Origin of the sequence: Bacillus sp. FSL W8-0102, from assembly GCF_038007225.1 — a bacterium.
Taxonomy (GTDB): Bacteria; Bacillota; Bacilli; order Bacillales; family DSM-4216; genus Bacillus_O; species Bacillus_O smithii.
In genome coordinates this window covers 2,505,028-2,522,717 of the sequence record NZ_JBBOWT010000001.1, presented here as the reverse complement: position 1 = coordinate 2,522,717, position 17,690 = coordinate 2,505,028, and the positions used below count along the sequence as shown (strand labels likewise).

General features: G+C 40.7%; 16 protein-coding genes and 1 pseudogene. 12 read left to right on the top strand and 5 right to left on the bottom strand.

Going from position 1 to position 17,690, the window contains the following annotated elements:
• Positions 1–3: 3 nt before the first annotated feature.
• Positions 4–1,173 (top strand): cystathionine beta-lyase, encoded by a 1,170-nt coding sequence (metC, locus tag N1I87_RS12065; RefSeq protein ID WP_429772378.1) that lies wholly within the window; start codon positions 4–6, stop codon positions 1,171–1,173.
• A 292-nt stretch (positions 1,174–1,465) separates the two neighbouring features.
• On the opposite strand, the gene N1I87_RS12060 is transcribed toward metC, so the two are convergent.
• Both N1I87_RS12060 and N1I87_RS12055 read right to left on the bottom strand, forming a co-directional pair.
• Positions 1,466–1,717: a GlsB/YeaQ/YmgE family stress response membrane protein gene (locus N1I87_RS12060; RefSeq protein WP_003355003.1), complete on the bottom strand. Its 252-nt coding sequence runs from the start codon at positions 1,715–1,717 to the stop codon at positions 1,466–1,468.
• Positions 1,718–2,034: 317 nt separating this feature from the next.
• Positions 2,035–3,408: an IS1380-like element ISGsp2 family transposase gene (locus tag N1I87_RS12055; RefSeq protein ID WP_339195758.1), complete on the bottom strand. Its 1,374-nt coding sequence runs from the start codon at positions 3,406–3,408 to the stop codon at positions 2,035–2,037.
• 142 nt (positions 3,409–3,550) lie between these two features.
• Here N1I87_RS12055 and N1I87_RS12050 point away from each other — a divergent pair, with 142 nt between their 5' ends.
• From N1I87_RS12050 to N1I87_RS12025, 6 genes and pseudogenes are all read left to right on the top strand, one after another.
• Positions 3,551–4,600 (top strand): M42 family metallopeptidase, encoded by a 1,050-nt coding sequence (locus N1I87_RS12050; protein ID WP_341101950.1) that lies wholly within the window; start codon positions 3,551–3,553, stop codon positions 4,598–4,600.
• 133 nt (positions 4,601–4,733) lie between these two features.
• The gene (locus N1I87_RS12045) at positions 4,734–4,973 is read left to right on the top strand and encodes a YueH family protein (protein ID WP_048623027.1); all 240 of its coding nucleotides are present in this window, start codon (positions 4,734–4,736) and stop codon (positions 4,971–4,973) included.
• Positions 4,974–4,992: 19 nt separating this feature from the next.
• The gene (locus tag N1I87_RS12040) at positions 4,993–6,318 is read left to right on the top strand and encodes a purine/pyrimidine permease (RefSeq protein ID WP_341101948.1); all 1,326 of its coding nucleotides are present in this window, start codon (positions 4,993–4,995) and stop codon (positions 6,316–6,318) included.
• A gap of 165 nt (positions 6,319–6,483) precedes the next feature.
• A pseudogene (locus N1I87_RS12035) lies at positions 6,484–8,054 on the top strand (peptide chain release factor 3).
• Between the two features lie 312 nt (positions 8,055–8,366).
• The gene (locus tag N1I87_RS12030) at positions 8,367–8,831 is read left to right on the top strand and encodes a hypothetical protein (protein WP_270583955.1); all 465 of its coding nucleotides are present in this window, start codon (positions 8,367–8,369) and stop codon (positions 8,829–8,831) included.
• A 242-nt stretch (positions 8,832–9,073) separates the two neighbouring features.
• Positions 9,074–9,850, top strand: a complete 777-nt coding sequence (locus N1I87_RS12025) for a TerC family protein (protein ID WP_270583954.1) — start codon at positions 9,074–9,076, stop codon at positions 9,848–9,850.
• Between the two features lie 166 nt (positions 9,851–10,016).
• Here N1I87_RS12025 and N1I87_RS12020 read toward each other — a convergent pair whose 3' ends face one another.
• Positions 10,017–10,223: an alpha/beta-type small acid-soluble spore protein gene (locus N1I87_RS12020; RefSeq protein ID WP_003354995.1), complete on the bottom strand. Its 207-nt coding sequence runs from the start codon at positions 10,221–10,223 to the stop codon at positions 10,017–10,019.
• Positions 10,224–10,440: 217 nt separating this feature from the next.
• Here N1I87_RS12020 and N1I87_RS12015 point away from each other — a divergent pair, with 217 nt between their 5' ends.
• A complete protein-coding gene (locus tag N1I87_RS12015) occupies positions 10,441–10,602 on the top strand; it encodes a hypothetical protein (protein WP_003354994.1) in 162 nt (53 codons plus the stop codon).
• Positions 10,602–10,730 (top strand): hypothetical protein, encoded by a 129-nt coding sequence (locus N1I87_RS12010; protein WP_003354993.1) that lies wholly within the window; start codon positions 10,602–10,604, stop codon positions 10,728–10,730. The genes N1I87_RS12015 and N1I87_RS12010 overlap by 1 nt, the downstream gene beginning before the upstream one ends.
• A gap of 4 nt (positions 10,731–10,734) precedes the next feature.
• Here N1I87_RS12010 and N1I87_RS12005 read toward each other — a convergent pair whose 3' ends face one another.
• The gene (locus N1I87_RS12005) at positions 10,735–12,486 is read right to left on the bottom strand and encodes a B12-binding domain-containing radical SAM protein (RefSeq protein ID WP_341101943.1); all 1,752 of its coding nucleotides are present in this window, start codon (positions 12,484–12,486) and stop codon (positions 10,735–10,737) included.
• A 283-nt stretch (positions 12,487–12,769) separates the two neighbouring features.
• Entirely contained in the window at positions 12,770–13,798 is a 1,029-nt protein-coding gene (locus N1I87_RS12000; RefSeq protein WP_341101940.1) for an acyltransferase family protein, read from the bottom strand.
• 143 nt (positions 13,799–13,941) lie between these two features.
• On the opposite strand from N1I87_RS12000, the gene N1I87_RS11995 reads away from it, so the two are divergent.
• The 3 genes from N1I87_RS11995 (at position 13,942) to N1I87_RS11985 (ending at position 17,145) form a co-directional block, all read left to right on the top strand.
• Complete coding sequence (locus N1I87_RS11995) at positions 13,942–16,098, top strand: PAS domain S-box protein (RefSeq protein ID WP_341101938.1); 2,157 nt, start codon at positions 13,942–13,944, stop codon at positions 16,096–16,098.
• Between the two features lie 9 nt (positions 16,099–16,107).
• Complete coding sequence (locus N1I87_RS11990; RefSeq protein WP_048623034.1) at positions 16,108–16,593, top strand: methylated-DNA--[protein]-cysteine S-methyltransferase; 486 nt, start codon at positions 16,108–16,110, stop codon at positions 16,591–16,593.
• Between the two features lie 282 nt (positions 16,594–16,875).
• Entirely contained in the window at positions 16,876–17,145 is a 270-nt protein-coding gene (locus N1I87_RS11985; protein WP_341094895.1) for an aspartyl-phosphate phosphatase Spo0E family protein, read from the top strand.
• Positions 17,146–17,690 lie beyond the last annotated feature (545 nt).

Here is a 17,690-nt window from a genome sequence, read left to right as displayed (position 1 = left end):
CGCATGAGTAATAAAAAATTGATCGATCGAAAATTTTCCATTCAAACAGAGTTGCTCCATAATTCCCATAAATTCGATCCGGTTACGGGGGCAGTGAGTGTTCCCATTCAATTAGCTTCCACTTTTCACCAAACTAGTTTTGATGAATTTGGAAAATACGATTACAGTCGTTCAGGAAATCCAACACGCGAGGCTCTTGAGTCAGTGATTGCCCAGCTTGAGGGTGGTTCGAGAGGTTTTGCTTTTTCATCGGGAATGGCGGCGATTTCAACAGCTTTTTTGTTATTGTCCCAAGGCGACCACGTATTGGTGACAGAGGATGTCTATGGCGGAACCTATCGCATGGTTACAACTGTATTAAATAGATTCGGCATTGAACATACGTTTGTAGATATGACGGACTTGGATGCCGTCGCGAGAAATATAAAAGAGAATACGAAGGTCATTTATGTAGAAACACCTTCCAATCCATTATTAAAAATTACGGATTTAAAAGAAATTGTAAAATTGGCAAAAGCGAATCGATGTCTTACTTTCGTTGATAATACGTTTATGACGCCTGCCTTGCAGCGACCTTTAGACTTTGGAGTTGATATTGTTCTTCATAGTGCGACAAAATTTTTAGCCGGTCATAGTGATGTGTTGGCCGGGCTGGCTGTTGTAAAAGAGAAAGAATTGGCGGACAGACTGTATGCCTTGCAAAATGCATTTGGCGCTGTATTAGGGGCGCACGATTCTTGGTTAGTCATGAGAGGATTAAAAACTTTGCATGTGAGGTTGACGCAATCTTCCCGTTCAGCTTTGAAAATTGCTGAATTTTTGGCTCAACATCCAAAAGTCGAACATGTTTACTATCCGGGATTGAAATTCCATGAAGGACATTTGATCCATGAAAGCCAATCTGAAGGTGCGGGAGCCGTTTTGTCCTTTGCGTTGAAAGACGAAGAAGCGGTTCGAACTTTTGTACAACACGCAGAAATCCCCGTGTTTGCAGTGAGTCTGGGAGCGGTGGAATCCATTTTGTCATATCCTGCTAAAATGTCTCATGCGGCAATGCCAAAAGAAGAACGAGAAAAAAGAGGAATTACAGACGGGCTGTTGCGTTTATCTGTTGGCCTTGAAAACCCGGACGATTTGATTCGGGATTTGGACCATGCCTTGAAATACGTATAATGCTTTCATCGAGATAAAGGGCCTTTACGTCTGGAATAACCAGAGTCATCGGTTGTGTTCATATAGTTTTGAAAGCTGGCCTATAAACAGTGAATAGGAAAACAAGCCTCTCTAACTCACCAAGGATGGAGATGTTAGAGAGGCCTTGATCATAATTGAAATGGCTTTTGGACCGGGTATATATGTAAAGGGCAGAAAAATTCCTTTTTAGAATGAAAAAAGGAAATTGAACTGCCCGCAAAGTGTTCATATAAACAAAGTGGAGGTATAGGTTTGCGATTAGAAGTACTGATTAAGTTCTGGCTGCTCTTAAAATCAAGCCAACAATAAAAACAAGAATAATGGATCCTATTAAGGCTGGAATGATCGCGATACCGCTAATATCAGGGCCCCAATGTCCCAATATCAAACCTCCAAGCCAAGCCCCAATAATCCCAGCAATAATATTTCCAATGATTCCCCCGGGAATGTCTTTCCCTAAGATAAGACCGGCTAACCAGCCGATAATTCCTCCAACAATTAAATATAGAATAAACGATAACATCTTCATCACTCCTCCTTTATTTGAAGTATTCCCCAATCACGATGATTTTAAATACTGGAATAAAGTTGCATGTTTGACAACTTGTTATCGCTTTTCCATGTTTATTAAAACCTGAATCCGTGATGAATTGAAATCGACTTTGATTTTGTTGTAATTTTGATGGATTGATAATCCATAAAACCCTTTTTATGCTTATGACCTATGTCATCTCTATTTCCGAAAATGGAACAAATCTCTTTTTTAGGTATACGAACCAAAAAAATAGACAAAAAAGCACAGGGAGTGACGTTGGACATTAGTGCCCGAACATTCGTTCGTTATCTTACCTCTCTCCATTTCTGATAGACGTTCAGTAGGGGCTCGCTATAGCCACTCCTTCGCGTCAGTTTCATCCAGATCTGTCGTGATCGACGGACGAGTCGCCCTGCCATCGTGATCACCGTCTGAATAATCGTCTTGATGCGGCGGCGTTTCACTTTGTGGTGCAACGGATGTCTCGGATCGCTTAATAGATCTTGTCCAATCAGACGAAGAAGATTGTAAACGAAGGCTCCCATGACCAACACGAGCGCATTCGTTTTCATCTTCCCAGATGGAAGCCGCTCTAAATCTAAGTCGCTCTTCAGTTCGCTATGAAACTGTTCGCATGTCGCATGGTCATGATACAACGCGAGCACATCGCTCATTCGAACATGCTCGTATCCTTTGAGCCGCACCCAATAGCTTTCCACTTCATAATCAGGAACGAGCATCAGCTGTCCATTGCGTTCCATCGTCCGTTCCGTCACTTGGGTGACTTGAACGTACGTATACGTGTTTCCATCGATCGCTGCCTTCTGTGGAAGGCATAGCTCATAGGTTTGTACTCCTTCGCTTTGTCCATCATCGACACGTTTGCCCTTTTGCGAAGCGATCTGGAACCAAAGCGCTTTCGATTCTCGGCGTAAGTTTCGCTTGATGACAAAGTCCACGTCTTCCTTTAGGCATACGTGCACATTCGCTTCTGCATCGTTTCCTGCATCCATGCGAACAAGCAGACGAGATGAAGTCAGTTGACGAGCTCGACGGATAGCGGTGACTAAAAACGAGGGCATGTTGTCTTGCACATGTTGTTTCCCTGGACGCAACTCGGCATGAACGAGATACCCTTCCTTCCCTGCATACGCAAACAACGGTGTAAAACCGTCAAATCCTTTATACGTTCGACTGACTCCTTCTTTTTTCGTATCGGAGTTGTCAAATGGGGAACCATCTATATCAAGGGGAAGCCATGTCGTCTTTCCTTTGGTCCAACAAGGGGACAAAGTGGCATGTCGTTGAATCAACAGACGTATGGACTCCTCCCAAAGAATCGTTTCGGTCATCGGAAGACAAGCGAGCTGATCGAGTCGTTGTCGCAAGGTTGGAGAGGAAGGCACGTGCTGAATCCCCATCGATGCCGAAAAGATATCGTCCTGACGATACGCTTCGATATGATCGAAATCCGTTTTTCCTGTGGCAAGCAAGCCAATCATCGAGCGAATGACATCGCTATGGGAAATGTGCACTTCTCGACGAACCGTTGGAAGCCGAAGTGCGTTTACCCGTTTATCCAGTTTCGTTCGATGGAGTAAGTAGCCAACGAGAGCAAGCCCAGCACTTGGGGTAATCGCTTCATCTGTCAATACAAACCGAATCGGGAAATCTTTCATCACATCACCTACTTGATGAAAAATCGTCAACGTCGTTTTCCCTTATCGTATCAACGGTTTGCGACCATTGTAAAGATGTTTTGTCACGGATTCAGGTAAAATACATATTGTATAATCATATCGATGGAAAGGAGTATGCTGGATGGAAGATGTCAATGAAACGATGAAATTGATTCAAGAGCTTGTATCGATTCCCAGTCCGACAGGGTATACAGAAAACATTATTCGATATGTGGAGTCTTTGTTGAAAGACACAACGTTTGCAATCAGAAAAACCCGAAAAGGCGGCTTATTGGTGACGGTGCCGGGAAAAGATTCATCCAAACACCGGTTTGTAACTGCCCATGTTGATACGTTAGGAGCGATGGTTAAAGAAATCAAAAAAGACGGACGGCTGAAATTAACGATGATCGGCGGATTTCGCTGGAATTCCGTTGAAGGCGAATATTGCTGTATTCATACCGATTCCGGCAGCGTGTATACAGGAACGATACTGATGCACCAACAGTCTGTTCATGTTTATAAAGAAGCGGGAGAGGCAAAAAGAAATGATGAAAATATCGAGGTGCGCATCGATGAAGAGGTAAAATCTGCAAACGATGTTCAATCGCTGGGAATTCAAGTTGGTGATTTTGTTTCATTTGACCCGAGGGTTGAAATGACAGCGTCGGGTTTTATAAAATCGCGCCATCTTGATGATAAAGCAGGTGCGGCGATTTTAATTCAAACTTTGAAGAGGATTCAAAAAGAAGAGCGTATATTGCCATATACGACTCATTTTTTGTTTTCTAATAATGAAGAAATCGGTTATGGCGGAAATTCCAATATTTCGGAAGAGACAGAGGAATATTTGGCGGTCGATATGGGGGCAATCGGGGACGGACAGTCTTCAGACGAGTATTCTGTGTCAATCTGTGCGAAAGATTCCAGCGGACCTTATCATTACGGACTAAGAAAGCATTTAGTTCAGCTGGCAAAAGAACATCAAATTCAATATAAAGTCGATATTTATCCTTTCTACGGCTCGGATGCTTCTGCGGCCATGAGAGCGGGACGCAATCTCGTCCACGGTCTGATCGGCCCTGGAATCGATTCTTCCCATGCATTCGAACGAACTCATCAAAAGGCAATCGAAAATACGGAAAAGTTGCTGTATGTCTATTTATACTCGCCAATGGCTGAAGAAGTGTGACCTAAAAAGTAATGACTGCCTTTATCGACAGCGTGTCCTGCTCAAAAATAAAAACGATGCTTATTTATACGAAGAAAGTGCAGCATCCAATGTTATTGAAATGACTGCATTTTTATAGGAAGGGGAAAACAAAATGAAAATTCGTAAAACAGAAATAAACGGAAATGAAACGAATATCTTTATTTACGAAAATAAAAAAGAGGATTACTTCGTCGTTTCTATTCCTGAAATAGAATGGTCCATCTTTTTTACATACGAAGAGGAAAAGGAACCGCTTTTAAGGAAAATGAGTGATTCTTTGTCAAAGGCATTGTCAGAAAACGAATCAGATGAAGTGGCAAAGCGGATTTATCAATGGACAAGAGAGATGTAGGGATGTGAGGTGCCGCTCAATGGAAAGAAAGGGACCCCTTATGAAAGAACGGACAGTGGAAACCGCTGTTGCGTCACTGCAGTGGTTTATTTTTTTACTTGCCAATTCCATTGTACTTCCTATTGTCGTTGGACAAGTCTACCACTTGTCCGTCGATCAGATTGCCGAACTTTTGCAGCGGACTTTTTTGGTTGTTGGCATATCTTCCCTGCTTTCCGGCTGGATTGGTCACCGATTGCCGGTTGCCGATGGGCCGGCGGGAATTTGGCTTGGCATCTTCGTGTTGATGGGGGAAATGGCAGCCGCGGGGGATTCTCATCCATTCCAAGTTTTACAATTGCTTGAAGGCGGAATGTTAGTTGCGGGAGGGGTATTGCTTGTCATTGGAGCCATGGGGCTGATGAATTATATGCTTGAGTTGTTTACGCCTCTCGTGACAGGAGTCTATTTAATTCTTTTATCCCTCCAACTTTCCGGTGTGTTTTTAAAAGGTATGATCGGTGTTGGCGATTCCGGAGGAGAAATAAAAGCAGGCCATGTGCTCGTTTCTTTTATCGTCTTTATATTAGTATTTATTTTGTCTGTATGGGGAAGGGGATTTTTCAAAAGTTACGCTGTCCTCATTGGGATTCTTCTCGGCTGGTTAACCTTTATAATGCTAAATGGATTTGAACAAAAGGCTCCGGCTGTCTCTTCAGTTGTCTCATTTCCTAAGTTTTTCGCTTGGGGATGGCCAAAATTGGACGCAGGCATGGCGGTTTCCGCTGTTTTAGTTGCTTTTGTATTAATCAGCAATATTATTGCCAGTGTGGCGGCCATGCAGCAAGTAGTTGATCGGCAAGAGGAAAGGGGAAGACTGAACCGAGCCGGAATCATCAGCGGGGTTAACAATCTGTTGTCTTCCTTATTTTCTACTGTTGGGGTTGTCCCATTGTCCATTTCGGCGGGTTTTGTCCGTATGACGGGCCAAACCCGTATGAAGCCTTATATGATCGGTTGTGTACTTTTGATTGTCAGTTCATTTTTACCGGCTGTCTATCAAGCGTTGTCGCTTTTGCCGGGTCCGATTGCATACGCGGCCATGTTAGTAACATTTACTCAAATGTTGGGAATTGGATTGAATTCTATTTTGAAATCCCCTCTGGATGAAAGACGCTTGACGATTGTCGGCATGTCTCTTTCGCTAGGAACGGCCATTATGTTTTTACCTCAATCTGTGTTTCAAGGGTTGCCGGCCATTGTGCAGTATGTGGCCAGCAACGGTATCATGATTGGAATGCTTCTGGCTTTATTGTTGGAACATATTTGGCGACCGGTAAGGAAGCAAGTGAGCAGATTAGATTAAAGGCCGTTTTTCCGTTAGACATGCCGAGATCCTGATTTCAAAGTCTTTTTTATGGTGAAATCACGTTGAAATTCTGATTTTGAAAGAATATGATAGAAAAGGTAACGATCTTAAGGCCATTCTTGGGCCATTTAAGTTGAATTTTGGAAAGGAAATTGATTCTATATGGCATCATTACAGGAAGAAGTCCGTTCGCGAAGAACGTTTGCAATTATTTCTCACCCGGATGCGGGAAAAACCACTCTTACGGAAAAGCTGCTTCTTTTTGGGGGCGCCATTCGGGCAGCAGGAACGGTAAAAGGAAAGAAAACCGGAAAATATGCTACTTCCGATTGGATGGAAATAGAAAAACAAAGAGGAATATCCGTCACTTCGTCCGTTATGCAATTTGAGTATAACGGCTACCGGGTCAATATTTTAGACACACCGGGCCACCAAGATTTTAGCGAGGACACATATCGTACACTCATGGCCGTTGACAGCGCCGTCATGATTATCGATGCGGCGAAAGGGATCGAAGCACAAACGATTAAATTGTTCAAAGTATGCCGCATGCGGGGCATTCCGATCTTCACTTTTATTAATAAGCTTGATCGGCAAGGGAAACCACCGCTTGAACTGTTGTCTGAATTAGAAGAGGTTTTGGGAATCGACTCTTACCCGATGAATTGGCCGATTGGCATGGGTAAAGAGTTCTTTGGAATTTATGACCGTTTTTATCACCGCGTTGAACAATTTCGAGTAGAGGAAGAAGAACGGTTCCTTTCTCTGGACGAAAACGGAGAAATCATCGGCGACCATCCCATAAAAGAATCCGATTTATATACACAAACTTTGGAAGAAATTTTGCTGTTGGATGAAGCGGGAAATGAATTCTCAGAAGAGCGTGTCAGAGAAGGAACATTGACTCCGGTCTTTTTTGGAAGTGCTTTGACCAATTTCGGCGTACAAACCTTTTTAGAGACGTATTTGCAATTTGCCCCCGAACCTCAGCCTCGGCTATCTGATCAAGGGGAAATAGATCCTTGCAGTGATCTTTTTTCAGGATTTGTTTTTAAAATCCAGGCCAATATGAATCCCGCTCATCGTGATCGAATTGCGTTTGTTCGAATTTGTTCCGGAAAATTCAATAGAGGGATGTCAGTGACCTTATCCAGAACGGGGAAAAGCATGAAGCTTAGTCAATCTACGCAGTTCTTGGCCGATGATCGCAGTACTGTGGACGAAGCAGTAAGCGGCGATATTATCGGATTATATGATACCGGGACCTATCAAATCGGAGACACGATTGTAGAGGGCAAAAAATTATTTCATTTTGAAAAACTGCCGCAGTTTACACCGGAGCTGTTTGTAAAAGTGTCTCCAAAAAATGTGATGAAACAAAAAAGTTTCCATAAAGGGATACAGCAGTTAGTTCAAGAAGGACCATTCAGTTGTTTAGAACTTATCGCACTGAAGAGTATATTCTCGGAGCTGTCGGACAATTGCAATTTGAAGTATTTGAACATCGGATGAAAAACGAATATAACTCAGAAGTATTAATGGAGCCGATGGGGTCCAAAATCGCACGTTGGATTGAAAATGAAGACGCCGTGAATGATTCTTTATCCAGCAGCCGCAGTTTGTTGGTGAAGGATCGCTTTGACAGAAAGGTCTTTTTATTCGAAAATGATTTCGCACTTCGCTGGTTTCAAGAAAAAAATCCCGATATTCATTTATATAATCCAATGGACTAAAGGACGAATCTTTTATTGTTGCTAAACTTTAAATACTTTTTTGAAGCAAGGGGCCGTCAATGGATGGGCCCCTTTTAAGCGAGAGCGAAAAAAGATCATTCGAATTTGTATGGATGGTCATGAATTCGACAGCGGAAAATCTTTTTGCAGCAAAAGGAAAATCCGTCTTGCAAAGTGAACCTTACGCTGATGTTTAATTTGCTTTAAAACGAATAAACTATGGATAAGCAGAAATCAGGAGGCAGGTTCTATGAGCAGCGGAATTTTTCAACTTCAAGAAGATCAACTGGCTGCCAACCGGCGAAAGAAAATATGAAAAGGCTAACAAAGTTGGAGGCAGTGCTTTGGAGCATCGCGTTTCCCGGCTTTCCTCAGCTTTTAGCAGGTGAATGGGTAAAAGGGATTTTATTGGTTGTATTGGAAATTTGCGTTAACCTTCTTAGTCGTTTTAATGAAGGTATTATACTTAGTTTTTTAGGAAAAACGAAAAAAGCAGCTGAAATTGTCGATTATCAGTGGCTTATGTTTTATCCGTGTTTGTATATGTTTTCGATGTGGGATGCCTATAAAATGGCTTCGAATGAGAAAGAAAAATATGCGTATTTTCCATTTGTTTTTTCAGCTTATACCGTCACACTAGGCTTGATTTACTCGCCGAAAGTCTATGTTGGCTCTGCATTTTTAGGTCCAATATTTACTCCGATGCTCTTTTTGCTTCTTGGCGTGGTCGCCGGTATACTGATGAGAATCTTTTTGTTGCATTTTCAGAAAAAATAATGTTTACAATTTCTGTTTCGAAACATATAATGTTAATAACAATATGAATACCTTGGCTTTTAAGTCAAAGGGGAGTAGCATTGGGCTGATTCAGCCTACAACAAAGTCGTCAATTCATGGAGCTTTCCATCGGCTTTGTTGGCATGAACATTGGATCATGCATCGCAAGACCTTTGCCTGTACGATAACGGGCAAAGGTCTTTTTTTGTGAAACTTTTGTAAATCAAGGGAGGAGGAGAAAAATGGATATTGCATTGCTGATGGAATATGGATGGGTTTTGTTGATTCTGGTCGTATTGGAGGGAATTTTGGCAGCTGATAATGCGGTTGTTATGGCTGTGATGGTCAAGCATTTGCCAAAAGAAGATCAAAAGAAGGCGCTGTTTTACGGTTTGGCCGGGGCGTTTCTTTTCCGCTTTTTAGCTTTGTTTTTAATTTCCTATTTAGTGAATGTATGGCAAGTTCAAGCCGTCGGAGGATTGTATTTACTGTATATCATGATCAATCATTTAATCAAAAAATGGAAACGTGAGGAGAAAAAATCGGAAAGTCCAAAAAATTTGGAAGGAACCTCTTTTTGGTTGACGGTTCTAAAAGTCGAAATAGCGGATATTGCCTTTGCAATCGATTCGATGTTGGCAGCTGTGGCGATGGCCATCACATTAAGTCCTATCGGCTCGTTCCAAATAGGTGGAATTGACGGCGGACAATTTATCGTCATGTTTCTTGGCGGTATGATTGGGTTAGTGTTAATACGATTTGCCGCTTCTTGGTTCGTCCAGCTGCTAGAAAAATATCCAACGTTGGAAACAGCGGCCTTTTTAATTGTGGGGTGGGTTGGTGTAAAATTGATTGTTTTCACGCTTGCTCATCCTAAAATTCATATTCTAGACGAGCATTTTCCGGAATCTATCGGCTGGAAATCCGTTTTCTGGGGTGTTTTGATTGCCATCGCCATTATTGGTTATGTGGTGTCGCGAAAAAAAGAAATGGTTAAAGAGAATTTTGGTAGACAATAAGAAGAATGAAGACAAGCATTACAAAAGAGGCGGACTTATTCATATTCGATATGGTCTAGCCTCTTTTGTTATGGTTTTATAGGTTCTGAAAAATGTTTTGAAAGCGACTTTTCAAAACCTTCTCGAGTGAAGGTCTTGATCTTGAAATTTCCTTATTAGTTGAACGTCATGATTCTTGATTTTGTGATCCAGCTAGTTCGGATTGGGCATGCTTCACAAGTCGTTTTGTTATTTCTCCACCGACAGACCCGTTGGAGCGGGAAGCAGTGTTGGAGCCTAGCTGTACGCCGAATTCTTCGGCAATTTCATATTTGATAGAATCAAGATATTGTTCAATTCCTGGTATTAATAATTTATTTCGACTGCCTGCCATTGGTGCATCCTCCTTTAAAAACTTTAATATTAGACCATTCGTGTTCAATGGTCCATTCAATTTTATTTTTTCCCCATGACGGCAAATCATGAAACAAAAATTTGGAATAAGCATTTCTTCATGAACTGTTCGATCTGTTTATTCGTGTGTAGGTCAGGATAATCGTTTTTATTTTGGTCATGATAGAAAATAACCGAATGGAAGGGAGGTACTTTTATTGCCGAAGCGAAAAGCGGAAAAGAATGCGGTGGAAAAATACAGCAAAACACCGAAAGAAAATGTGAAGGAAACGGATTTTTCCGTTGAGTTTGCCAATGGCGAAGAAGCAATCAAACATGCCAACCGCAATTCCAAACAGGGAAGAAAGGGTAGAGGATAATGAAAAAAAAGAAACCTTCATTGCAAGTAGAGTATGGCCTTGAATTTGGAGATGTGAACGCCTCTAAATTATATGATATCACCCATAAAGAAGCGAAAAAAAAGCAAAATAAAAAGAAGGAATGCTGAGCGCTCAGCATTCCTTTTCATGTAAGAAAAAAGAAACAGGTTCACCTGTAGCGGGCTGATAATAGACAAGAAGATAGCTTGGCGAATCGACAATGTTTCCTGTTTGAAAATAATGCTCTATATCGAAAGGAATTTTTTCTAAAATTGTGTGTTTGTACAAATCTTTTTCATCCAGATTGAGACTTGCAAAGTTTTTGCCTAATAATGTCGGTTCTTCTAATAAGCGTGCATATACCGCTGCCCGTTCTTTTTTATCCAAAACGGTGTTCCACCATGGTTTTCGCGGCTTGTAGCGAGCGTTAGTCAAAAAGTCGTATTTCATGAATCCTTCAATCAAAGGCCATTGTTCTACTCGTTCATTTTGCAGAAATTCTTTAAGCCGTAAGAAAAGGTCTTCTCGTTGATGGCCTATTCTTGACCATTTTCGCTCTTCCCAATAGCTGCCAAACGATTGGAAAAAATCGAATGGAGACGGAAAAACGTGGGAGACGAGAAATTCTACCGTATGATCCATTCGATGATCGTTCCAATATTTTCCAAGAACATCTTCCGCTTGCTTGATTTTGACAATATCTTCAAAATCCAGAACATGATTTTGCAAAATTTCATACGGAGCATGATCCATATAAATATATCCGTATTTACGGGCGTTGATTCTCAAACCGGTTCCCCGGAGCATTTTTAAAAAACCAAGTTGGAGTTCTTCCGGTCTAAGTGCAAATACGTCGTTGAACGTTTTCTGGAACGATTGGTAATCTTCTTCCGGAAGGCCGGCAATTAAATCTAAATGCTGGTCAATTTTCCCGCCTTCTTTTATCATCGTGACGGTCCGTGTCAGTTTTGCAAAATTTTGTTTTCTTTTCACCAGTTCGTTCGTTAAATCATTGGTCGATTGAACGCCGATTTCAAACCGAAATATTCCAGGGGGTGCTTCACGGTTCAAAAATTCAATCACTTCCGGCCTCATAATGTCTGCGGTGATTTCAAATTGAAACACGGTGCCCGGGAGATGTTCTTCAATTAAAAATTGAAACATATCCATGGCGTAGCTTCGGCTAATATTAAATGTTCGGTCTACAAATTTGATAGTCTTTGCTCCATTCTTCATCAGGTAACGGATATCATCTTTTATTTTTTCACGGTTAAAGTAACGAACTCCCACTTCAATCGAGGAAAGGCAAAACTGGCATTGAAAAGGACATCCACGGCTCGTTTCAATATATACGATCCGGTTGGGAAGATCCGGTATATCCTCTTCGAATCGAAACGGCGACGGCATTTCCCTTAAATCAAGCTTGTTTGCAGGGGGATTGATCTGGACTTTACCTTCCTTGATAAATCCGATTCCGGGAACTGTGCTGAAATCTTGATTCCCGTTGATTTCATCAAGCAGCTGTTCAAACGTTTTTTCCCCTTCGCCCATCACAATAAAATCTGCTTCCGGAATTCTTTTGAGCCAATAAGGGACATCGTAAGAAACTTCAGGACCGCCAAGGACAATGATTACATTTGGCATAATTTTTTTGACTAATTTGATTACTTTAATCGTTTCTTCGATATTCCAAATATAGCAGCTAAATCCTAATACATCGGGTTTTCGGTTGAACAAATCGGTCGCAATATTCATGACGGGATCTTTAATGGTATACTCCGCAATTTCCACATTGTATTTTGATTGAACATACGCTTTTAAATAGCGTATCGCCAAGTTCATATGTATAAATTTAGCATTCAATGTACTGACAATTATGCGCATCGATGTTACTCCTTTTTCTATTCGATTTCAATATTTTTTCATTTGTTCAAACGTGCGAAAATCACTAAATCTATTTTATAAAAGTACGGGAAAAAAGGACAACATATAGAAAAGTTTCCATAATAAATCTCCCTTCCAACATCGGGAAAATTTTTCGTCGTTTGGAAGGGAGACGGTTTTTCGGTATCGTCCAGCTAGTAAAACAAAAAACAATGGTCTTTTTTATTGTTTAGCAGGAAATGTCCATTTTTTTCCGAATACTATTTTATGTACGAAAACGATGCTAGCTTTCCATGTATTTCGATGATTTTTTCAAATGGAGGATCATCTTTTTTAATTTTCCCCACTTCATCTCAATAATTGGTTGTGCGACGGCTGTCATGTAAGAGCTGGACAAAAAGACAGTCAGCAAAAACGATACGATCAGCAAAAGAATGACAGACTCCACCGAATTTTTCATGTCGCTTTCACGGAAAGTTTTGACAAAAAAGCCGTGCAGAAGATACACATATAACGTATTTTTCCCCCAATGAGTAAAGAAAAATTTTCGTTGGGGAACAAAAGCGAAAAAGCAGCAAACCATCAAAATATTAATGGCGTATATGCCAATTCGTAAAACCATCCCGGTAAAGTTATCAGAATGGAGCTGCGCATAAGACTTGGACCCCAAAAGCCAATTTTCATTTAAGTTCGGATGAAAATAAACCGACACCAGGACGGTCAACAAAACCATTAGAAAAAGGATTCTTGCTTTTGTCGTGATGATAGACGAAAAATGTTCTTTCTTTAAATAAAATCCGAGCAAGAAAAACGGAAAGAACACAAACGTCCGTGAAAAACTGAGAACATCCAAATGATCTTCAAAACATCCAACCACAAGGCCAAAAACCAAAGAAATAAAAAGAGAAAGACTTTCTTTTAATTGAAAGATTTTCACGAACAAAATCAGCAGTACATTCCAGAAAAATAAACTGAGCAAAAACCACAAGGACCATTGTGGAACGAACGGCTCGATTTGAAAAGTATGTTCTTGGTAAAGGAAATAGTAAAAAATGGTATATATCACTTGGAAGATCAAATAAGGAATCAATAATTTTTTCGCCAATTTTTTTACATATCCTTTTTTGTAAAACCCTTTAGCGAAATAGCCGGAAACGAGTGTAAACGCCGGCATATGGAACGTATAAATGGTCATGTACAAGGCTGTAATCATGGAATTGTCATGAATATAAGACTGTATGATATGACCGAAAACAACGAAAAAGATGAGTATAAATTTTGCGTTGTCAAAGTAGAAATCTCTTTTTGACATTCGAATGATCACCTTCATTATGAAGTATCCATCATGGCGCAAAGGCCAAAAACATTTATAGTTATACCCTAACAACCACTCATATAAACTCGATTGCTTAAGGAATAAACGTTTAGTGTTTTCAAAACTTAGGAGGCGAAGGAATGGAAAAGAAGGAGAGACGGCAAAAGGTCGCAGAACGGCTGTCCGATGAGAACACTTTGCAATTCTATCAAAAGATACTGGAAGGCTCAAGGGAAGCTATCATTGTCACTACTATGGACTCAGAAATCATTTATGCCAATCAAGCGGCTGCTGATTTGGTGCATTTGACGAAACGTGAATTGATGGAGCATGAATGGAAGGATTTTTTTCCGGCTGTTCCAGAGGAAATTTTGGTTTATTTTAACGAGGAGCTGCATGAACACGGTAAACTGGAAGATGAAACGGTCCTTCATTTAAAAGATGGCACGATGAAATTCGTGCAAATCACAATTCAACGCGATGAAAATCTCCAAATGGTTATATACTATTTGCGTGACATCACCTACTTAAAAGAAAAAGATCGCTTTGCTGTTACAACTTCCATGATGTTGAGAAATATTTACAGACACGCATCGAATGCTATTCTTCTGTTTGACTGCCAAGGCAACATATTGGATGTGAATCCTGCGTTCTGCCGAGAAATGTCTGTTACCATGTCGGAAGCAAAAACGAGAACGGTTGCTTCTTTTGTTCCAAAAGAATATCAAAACCAATTTGAAGAGATTCAAGAGATGATTCAGCTGGGGAGAAAAACAGTCGGAGAAATCCCGATGATCCATGCCAACGGTATGACGATTTTCGATTATATTGTGATTCCCGTCAAAGACTTAGGGATCAATTTGGCGATCATGCAAGGCATGAACGAACATGAGCAGATGGAAATCAGATTAAAAAAAAGCGAAAAAATGTTTGAGGAATTGTTTAACGAAGCTGTAGATGCGATCGTGTTTTGGAACCGGGATGGTTCGATCATTAAAGCGAACCGCTCAGCGCTGAAGGTGTTTGAATGCACTTTAGAAGAACTGCTCAACAGAAACCTTATTGATTTTATTGATAACATAGATGACTACGAGAAAGTGATTAAGCAGCTGAACCGAGATGGACAAGCCAGGGAAGAAATGCTTTTTCAAATGCCTAATGGACAAAAGAAGCATCTGGAATTTACAGTGAAAATGCCATCCGATGGACAATATCATCTTAGTATTTTCCGAAATGTCAGTGACCGTTATCGGATGGAAAAAGAATTGAGAGAGAGTGAAGAGCGTTTTCGCAAAGTTTTTGAAGAATCGATGGACGGCATGATTTTATGGGACGAACATTATGTGATTAAAGATATTAATCATGTGGCTTGCCGCTTGTTAAAAGCGGAAAAAGAAACGTTCCTGAATCAGGACGTAAGGGACGTTATGAAATCTTATGCCAGTAGAGAAGAAGAGAGAAATTACTTTTGTCAGGTAAAAAAACATGGACAGGCGAAATTGCTTTTAACGAAAAAATGCGGTGAGGAGACGAAATATTTTGAGCTGGCTTCCAAACTATATTTAAATACTCATCTGAATTTAACGGTGATTCGGGACGTGACGGAACAAATCAAAATACAGGAGCAGTTGAGAAAATCGGATACGTTGAATGTGGTCGGCGAGCTGGCGGCAGGCATCGCCCATGAAATCCGGAATCCCTTGACGGCGATGAAAGGGTTTATCCAACTGTTGGAGCATAATTTAAATGGTCAATATGCAATGTATTTTGAAGTCATTAAAACAGAATTGGAAAGAATTGAATCGATCATTACCGAGTTTTTAATATTGGCCAAGCCTCAAGCGGTTCAATTCCAAAAAGTCGATATTGGAAAAGTCATCAGACATACAGTTGACCTCCTTACGCCACAGGCCTTAATGACCAATGTTCAGCTTATTATGGAAATGGATCAAAACTTGCCGGTTGTTTATGCGGAATCCAATCAATTAAAACAAGTATTTATCAATATTATTAAAAATGCCATTGAAGTGATGCCAAAAGGCGGGAATGTCTTGATTCAAAGCAAAGTGGAAAAAGAGTATATTTGTATTATGATATCGGATGAAGGGACGGGCATTCCGGAAGAAAAGATCAAGAAGCTAGGCGAGCCGTTTTACACGACAAAAGAACGGGGGACGGGGCTTGGTTTAATGGTCAGCTTCAAAATCATTAAAGAACATAATGGAAAAGTGGAAGTAAAAAGTAGTGTTGGCAAGGGAACAACATTTTATATTTATTTGCCTGTTAAAAAGGAGTAAGAGAGAAAGATGAAATTATTTTTAACGATGAACAGTCCGATCGGAAATTTGACGATCGTATCGAGCAGAGAACGAATCATCGGACTGGAATTTGGTGAAAAAGCGGAAAATGAAGAGATAAAGAAAGCGGAAAAAGACGCCTTATTATTGGAGGCCAGAGGACAGCTTTTGGAGTATTTTGACGGAAAAAGAAAGGTTTTTCAGCTTCCAATTTTTCTGAAAGGAACGGAATTTCAGCTTAAAGTATGGAACGAACTTCTTCATATTCCTTATGGAGAAACGAGAAGCTATCAAGAGATTGCGGCAGCGATTGGCAATAAGAATGCCGTCAGAGCGGTAGGACAAGCGAATAAAGCCAATCCGATGCCGATCATTATCCCTTGTCATCGAGTGATCGGGAAAAACAATCAGTTGATTGGTTATGCCGGAAAACAAATTGATAAAAAAGCCATTCTTTTAGAACTCGAGAAAACGAGTCTGTTTATGATGGTGTGACAGTTTTATGGATGTATACATGTTTGGGATTTCAAACGTATGAGAGAGTTTTTCTTCCAAATGGGATGAAAGATTCAGACGGATCAATCAAAATATGTCAAAATATGATCAGTAATGCCATTTTATGTCTTATTTTTCCGAACCTATTTACATTTTCGAAAAATCTTGAGATAATCCTACGGTAAAATACTTATGAAATGCGAGAGATGAGAGAATTTAGCGGATCTCGAAGCGTTATGATACGTCTGTGTTGGAAAAAAAGAATAATCTGGGGGAAGTAAAGTGAGTGATTGTTTTTGGTATGATCAGGCGTATTTGATGGAAAAAATTCAGGAAAAACGAGAAGAGATGATTCGGCTTGGCAGTTTAATGGGACTTGATGCTAAAGAAACCATTCAATGCAGCCAAGAATTGGATCAGCTTTTGAATCGTTATCAATACTTCTACGACAAAACGCAAACCAATACGATCAAAAGATACCGGTCCGGAAAAAAAGTGGCAGTCCGTATTCGAAAAGCGACACTTTCTTCTTGTATGGCCAGTATGGTCTGACACTGTGGATAGCTAAGCCAGGCAGGAGAAGATTTCCTTCCTGGCTTTTTTGTGTGCGCCCGGCATGGGTGTAATCTATAGGGTGAAAGTCCCGAGCTGCGAAGGCAGAAGTAGCAGTTAGCTTAACGCAAGGGTGTCCGTGGTGACGCGGAATCTGAAGGAAGCGGGCGGCAAACTTCCGATCTGAGGAACACGAACTTCATATGAGGCTAGGTATCACTGGGTGAGTTTGCACAACAAAACAAAGCCCTTTCTGCCGAAGGTGATACAGAGTAAATGAAGCAGATGGATGGAAGGAAAGATTACACTCTTACCCGGGGAGGTCTGATGGATACGTGAAGTACCCTTCATAACCTACTTAGTGATAAGTAGCTGAGCCATCAGAAGTCAGCAGAGGTCATAGTACGAATTGGTCTAGAACAATTCGGAAGGACTGAACAATTAAGAGAGAATAGCCCTTTGCATTCAGTGTGTCATGTTGAACACAGAAAACGTAGTACCTCACTTGAGGAAGGAAACGGTGAATCCCGTGGGGGACCTCTTGG

What these genes read in the sequence shown, in the direction of transcription:
- metC (WP_429772378.1), top strand. Translation starts at nt 4, where the DNA reads ATGAGTAATAAAAAATTGATCGATCGAAAATTTTCCATTCAAACAGAG.
- N1I87_RS12060 (WP_003355003.1), bottom strand. Translation starts at nt 1,717, where the DNA reads ATGTTATCGTTTATTCTATATTTAATTGTTGGAGGAATTATCGGCTGG.
- N1I87_RS12055 (WP_339195758.1), bottom strand. Translation starts at nt 3,408, where the DNA reads ATGAAAGATTTCCCGATTCGGTTTGTATTGACAGATGAAGCGATTACC.
- N1I87_RS12050 (WP_341101950.1), top strand. Translation starts at nt 3,551, where the DNA reads ATGGAAGATGTCAATGAAACGATGAAATTGATTCAAGAGCTTGTATCG.
- N1I87_RS12045 (WP_048623027.1), top strand. Translation starts at nt 4,734, where the DNA reads ATGAAAATTCGTAAAACAGAAATAAACGGAAATGAAACGAATATCTTT.
- N1I87_RS12040 (WP_341101948.1), top strand. Translation starts at nt 4,993, where the DNA reads ATGGAAAGAAAGGGACCCCTTATGAAAGAACGGACAGTGGAAACCGCT.
- N1I87_RS12030 (WP_270583955.1), top strand. Translation starts at nt 8,367, where the DNA reads ATGAAAAGGCTAACAAAGTTGGAGGCAGTGCTTTGGAGCATCGCGTTT.
- N1I87_RS12025 (WP_270583954.1), top strand. Translation starts at nt 9,074, where the DNA reads ATGGATATTGCATTGCTGATGGAATATGGATGGGTTTTGTTGATTCTG.
- N1I87_RS12020 (WP_003354995.1), bottom strand. Translation starts at nt 10,223, where the DNA reads ATGGCAGGCAGTCGAAATAAATTATTAATACCAGGAATTGAACAATAT.
- N1I87_RS12010 (WP_003354993.1), top strand. Translation starts at nt 10,602, where the DNA reads ATGAAAAAAAAGAAACCTTCATTGCAAGTAGAGTATGGCCTTGAATTT.
- N1I87_RS12005 (WP_341101943.1), bottom strand. Translation starts at nt 12,486, where the DNA reads ATGCGCATAATTGTCAGTACATTGAATGCTAAATTTATACATATGAAC.
- N1I87_RS12000 (WP_341101940.1), bottom strand. Translation starts at nt 13,798, where the DNA reads ATGTCAAAAAGAGATTTCTACTTTGACAACGCAAAATTTATACTCATC.
- N1I87_RS11995 (WP_341101938.1), top strand. Translation starts at nt 13,942, where the DNA reads ATGGAAAAGAAGGAGAGACGGCAAAAGGTCGCAGAACGGCTGTCCGAT.
- N1I87_RS11990 (WP_048623034.1), top strand. Translation starts at nt 16,108, where the DNA reads ATGAAATTATTTTTAACGATGAACAGTCCGATCGGAAATTTGACGATC.